Annotated in this window: 4 protein-coding genes and 1 pseudogene; 1 reads left to right on the forward strand and 4 read right to left on the reverse strand. The window is 32.2% G+C overall.

Going from position 1 to position 5204, the window contains the following annotated elements:
• The 4 genes from ABY905_RS13865 to ABY905_RS13880 form a co-directional block, all read right to left on the reverse strand.
• On the reverse strand, nucleotides 1–486 hold a 486-nt coding region (locus ABY905_RS13865), incomplete at its 3' end, for a transposase (RefSeq protein ID WP_372644885.1).
• A 158-nt stretch (nucleotides 487–644) separates the two neighbouring features.
• Nucleotides 645–1349, reverse strand: a complete 705-nt coding sequence (locus ABY905_RS13870) for a hypothetical protein (protein ID WP_372644887.1) — start codon at nucleotides 1347–1349, stop codon at nucleotides 645–647.
• A 37-nt stretch (nucleotides 1350–1386) separates the two neighbouring features.
• The gene (locus ABY905_RS13875; protein WP_372644889.1) at nucleotides 1387–3378 is read right to left on the reverse strand and encodes a hypothetical protein; all 1992 of its coding nucleotides are present in this window, start codon (nucleotides 3376–3378) and stop codon (nucleotides 1387–1389) included.
• A 96-nt stretch (nucleotides 3379–3474) separates the two neighbouring features.
• A complete protein-coding gene (locus tag ABY905_RS13880) occupies nucleotides 3475–4203 on the reverse strand; it encodes a DUF6261 family protein (RefSeq protein WP_372644891.1) in 729 nt (242 codons plus the stop codon).
• Between the two features lie 663 nt (nucleotides 4204–4866).
• On the opposite strand from ABY905_RS13880, the pseudogene ABY905_RS13885 reads away from it, so the two are divergent.
• Nucleotides 4867–5204 (forward strand): annotated as a pseudogene (locus ABY905_RS13885) (hypothetical protein); the annotation flags it as partial.

Raw genomic sequence — 5204 nt, forward strand, 5'->3', positions numbered from 1 at the left:
ATTGCGTTGCCAAATTGAGCCTTCGCCTGGAAAAGGATTTATTAACGTTGGGGCGAATTGCAATTCGCCCGTACTACGAGAATCTTCTTTTATCTGCCTAATTAGATTGTTTATTCTTTTGGTAGTAGCGCCTTTATAGCCTCTAATAATGGCGCCTATGGTTTGTGTAGGGGAATGAAATTTGCCTGCATTTTTTTTCGTTTCAATGCTTACCTTAGTATTAATGCTTATAATGCCATGCATATGGTTGGGCATGATAATGAAATTGCCTAGCGAAATATTTTTTCTTATTTCTGGTGTTTTCAGCCATTCTTCGGCAGCTATTTTCCCAAAATCATTTAAGTGCATTTCTCCCTCAATAATCTCACCAAACAGATGAATTCTGTCTTGGCAACAAATCGTAATAAAGTACAAACCTTCCTGTGAGTAATCATAGCCTTTTAATCGGATTGATTGGCGATTTGGAAAGTGTGTGTTATGACTCATAAATGATATGAATAGTATTGATTAAAACTCTTTTAAAGCCTATCTATTCGGCTCTTTTAGTTTATGCTATAGAGCTTATAAAAAGAGAATGCAGATTTATCTACATTCTCTTTTTCTACCACACAACAAAATAATGTAGTAACTGATTCAGTAATTTATTATTTATAAAAAAACATTATCATCATAGTTATGGGGGTTAAGATATAAGCAATATTCATTATTACTGATTCCTTAATATTCAAAAATACTTTTGAAATTTTTATTGTTACCCATAGAATCGAAACGAACAATAAAATAATAACTGAATTCTGTAGAAACCAATAAACCGTAACAGCTGTTAATCCTATCAATAGTATTACAGTTAAAATTGCAGCTATTTCAATTCCATTGTTGAGTGAAATTCCAAGTGGCAAGAAAAACTGTTCTTTAAAAATATTCAAAATATTTAATGCTGGATCAATATTAATCAAGTCAATCGCATAAAACAGCCAAGGTGCTATCAATATTAACCCCATTTTTTTTATCCAATCTAATGCTTCCTTTCTAGTGTTAGTTCCCCACATTAAAGCAACCCATATTAGAGTACTTATTATAATTGTCAAAGCAAAGTAAAATCCTGGATTTACATCAAATAATGCAAGAATGATTGTAGTAATAAACCCTAAAATAGTAATCACTTTAAAAACATGACTTAATCTTTTTAAGTCAGATACAACAGCCGAACTTGCTCTCCATTTAAGCAAGTTAAAAAAACTGGTATCGATCGTATCGATAAATAATTTTCCAGATTCGGTTTTGTTAATTCCATTTTTTGAAATTAAAAACCAACAAATCATATGGATAATAAAAGCTAAAGCACTCATACAGTAAATTGTTTATATTACATATTATCATGCGATTTTATCCTCTAGTTGCTGTGTCAGCCATTTGTCCTCTATATTCCCTTTTCAATAGATTTGAGATCAATAGATCATCATCAATCTTTAACATTCCTAGCACTAGCAACTTCAAATATGTGAAATACGCATATTCATGTCTTTGAACTTCTTCTGGGTTTGCCTGAGTTCCATGCAGATAACTATTTCTTAAATCCAATCCATTAGTAAATTCACTTTTGTTCAAAAAGTAGTTAAAATATGCTTGTTCTGGCTTTGAAAACAAAGTACTCTCGAAGTAGATAATCTTCTCGACTTCCATTTGTTGAACTTCTTGCTGGATATCAATAGGGTAATGATAGTAAGAGCCTACCTCATTCTCATACAAGTCTTTCAGTATTAATACTCTTTCAAGATTTGTAATTTGTATAAAATCATTGCTATCAACTAAGATAAAACCTTTATCTATAAGATAAGTCAATTGAGGTTTTTGATGGTCTTCATAATTACTGAATTTTACTTGCTCATTTACAAGTAAATCAAAAAATGTATGATGTTTATTTCCTTTAAATGGTTCTACATAGGCAAGAAGAGCTTGGTCGGAAAAAAATAAATTTGAGCATCCAACTATTTCTTTATTTCCTTCATTGAAATAAATATATTTCTTTGGATTTAAACTTGGAATATCTTTTATAGCGGATGGTGTCGAAGATATTTGTAAAAGTTCAAAATCAATATCTCCATTTTTCACAAAGAGTTTAAACTGTTTTAGTATTGACTCAAATTCTGGTGCTAAAAATCTAACTTTTTCAAAGTATGTAGTTGCCGTAGGAACTGAAAACCTTGCATTGTCTGCAAAAACATATTTCTCTTGAAATGCAATTGTAAACACAAACTGCAGTATTTCTTCTAATGATCTATTCAAGTCAGCAATAATTGTGTCATAACCGAAAATCTGACCATTAGATGTCATTTCTAATAATGAAAATGTTGTTCCACGCCTATATTCATTTTGCGAGTGAACTCCCATAACACTTTCGAACACGCCTATCTGACTTTTTTTACTTACAAGATTTATCCTGTTCTGCATATCAAGATATTCAAATAGATGCTTGAAATTCTGAAATAATAAGTATGGGTTATTGTTTTGCATGATAAAATCTAAGCTATATGAATAATGCGTAATAAAATTATCATCAGTAAAGCCGTCTTTAATTTTGGAAATATTTTTGGGAAAACTAATAGAAACACCATATTTCATACCGGCATTTTCCGAGAAAAACTTTTCGGTTTCACTTTTATGTAATCGCTTTGCTTTCAACCTTATCTCATCAGATATTTTAAAGTCCTTTCTGTTTCTAACATTTTGTATTATTCCTATATAATTTAAATTCGCATCATTTGAATCTAGATAACTTGAGATAATGTTTTCCTTGTTTTCTATAGATAAACTCTTAGGTATAAACTTCTGTGATTTGGGTAAATCATCTTGTATCTCATAAATTGAAAGTAATATTTCTGCAGATTGAGAATAGGTTAATAAGAAGTTTTTAATTTCTATATTATAATAATTCACTAAAGCTTTATGAAATAAAATCTCATGTATCAAATGAGGCTCATTTGATACAATACTACTAAAGATAGACCTTGACATACGTTTAAATACACTTTGATTGCTAACTAACTCCCAAAATGAACTAACATAACCGCGTAAAGTTTTCTCGTAAAAACCAACAACATTGGTGTCATTGACATTTGACATGAACTGCCCAATAACTTTTCCATATTCAGTTGCTTTTTGCTTAAACTCCGCAACATCTTCCTGCATCCAGTCCCTTAAATATACTTTATTGTCAATGAATTTTTTAATATTATAAAGCTCTAAAACGTCGTTTATGTCAGAGTAACTTGTTAAAGTCTCATTTCTTAAGATATGCTCTCCTTTTGACAGTTGATGTCCTCTTGCCATATCCTCCTTTGAGTGAAATATCACTCTGTTTAAATCAGTTTCGTGCATGATGTTTGTTTTATCGCCTTACTGCTAAGCTGTTTTATAAATGGAAATATTAAAAACAAAGGGCCCCGCATCCTGCGGAGCCCTTTGTCGTTTGCTTTAAACCAATTCAGTGTCTGGCTCGTTTGTTTTGCGGCGGCGTTTTACCAATTCGTTATTATTATCAACTAACTTGGCAATTGTTTTAGTTGTGGCCTCGTACATTTCGGGCTTTACCATAGCCATGGTGTTCATATAGCCCCTTAAATTGCCATTAAACTCTGCTATCATTTCTTTCTTCAACTTGCTGGCCGAAACTAAATCATTCTTTACGCTATCGCCTTCGGCCTGTTGCACGGCTAGGTTTTCGAAATCTTTTTGAGCCACATTTAAAGCTGCAATGGTTTCGGATACGCCTTGCAGTTTCGCAATAGCTATTAAAATATCAGCTTGGCTAAGGTCGGTTAGTAAAGAATCGATATCTGATGATTCTTCGGCATAATCTTCATTTATAATGGCCAAGCCATACTGCACCATAATGCTGTATAGAAGCAAAGCTGCTTCTTTAATCTCAGCAATAGGAATATGCGTATAGCCCTCAACCAACTTAAACAAATCTCTAATTTGAGTGTCGCGAACTTCGTCTTTTTTTGCCATCTGCGAATAGGCTTTCAGACGTCTAATTGCCAAATTTAGTGTGGTGCTATTCACTTGTGTGCTTATGAGTACAGGCTTTAGATATAGGTCTGCAGTCCAATCGCTCTTTGCAAAAGTTGTTAATATTAGTGTAAATAATGCATTCGTTTCGCCATTGCGGCTACTTGCTGAAATTTTCTGAATCATTGCCATTGGGTGTATTTTTTTAAGGGTTAGTGTGTATTTATTTTTAAATTCTATTTTTAGTTTCTAAATTTTGTTATTTCAAAAAGTCATTTTTTGCTTTGCCGGTTTGGCATTCGTTAAAAAAGCAGTTTTTCAGGCTTTGCCGGTTTGGCATTCGTTAAAAAAGCAGTTTTTCAGGCTTTGCCAACTTGGCATTCGTTAAAAAAGTAGTTTTTCAAGCTTTGCCAACTTGGCATTCAGTAAAAAATCAATTTTTCAGGCTTTGTCAATATTAGTACTGATCAAAAAATATTTTTTCAAACTTTACCTTTATAGGTATTGGGCAAAAAATAAAGCCCTCATACTTTGCTTACACGAGTATTAATCAAAAATTATTATATCAAGCGTTAATCATACACACACCTATCAAACAAATCAGTATTAAAAACCAATATATCACTCAATACAACCAACTTAGATTCGCCACAAACAAAACGACTATCAAATATAGCATAATTTTTATTGAACAATACATATTTTCCAATGTTTTATTTTTGCACATGAAGAATGCTATTTATGATCAAAACACTCTTCTAATGACACTTACACAGGCGCGACTTTGTTCTGAACATATTATATCGGGAGTTATTTCAAGTAAATTATTAAATTTGAATCTAAAATTTATTCAGAATGAAGCATCCTATTATAATTGAGCCACAGATATCAGAATTATGCCCTTCGCTTAAATTGGGTGTCATTGAATGTCGGGTAAGAGTCACTAAAGACGATGATGAGCTTTGGGAAATAATCAACCAACATATCAATCAGGTTGAACAAAGCATGACTGTAGAAGATATTCGAAGCATGTCAACAATATCCTCTTCGAAAGATGGCTATCGTCGTGTTGGAAAAGATCCCAATAGATATCGCCTTTCGGCTGAATCCTTATTAAGAAGAATTGTTAATGGTAAGGGGCTTTATAAAATAAATAATGTGGTTGATTTACTGAATTTAGCTTCAATTAAATC

Source organism: Ancylomarina sp. (assembly GCF_041555295.1).
Classification (GTDB): Bacteria; Bacteroidota; Bacteroidia; order Bacteroidales; family Marinifilaceae; genus Ancylomarina.

What these genes read in the sequence shown, in the direction of transcription:
- ABY905_RS13870 (WP_372644887.1), bottom strand. Translation starts at nt 1,349, where the DNA reads ATGAGTGCTTTAGCTTTTATTATCCATATGATTTGTTGGTTTTTAATT.
- ABY905_RS13875 (WP_372644889.1), bottom strand. Translation starts at nt 3,378, where the DNA reads ATGCACGAAACTGATTTAAACAGAGTGATATTTCACTCAAAGGAGGAT.
- ABY905_RS13880 (WP_372644891.1), bottom strand. Translation starts at nt 4,203, where the DNA reads ATGGCAATGATTCAGAAAATTTCAGCAAGTAGCCGCAATGGCGAAACG.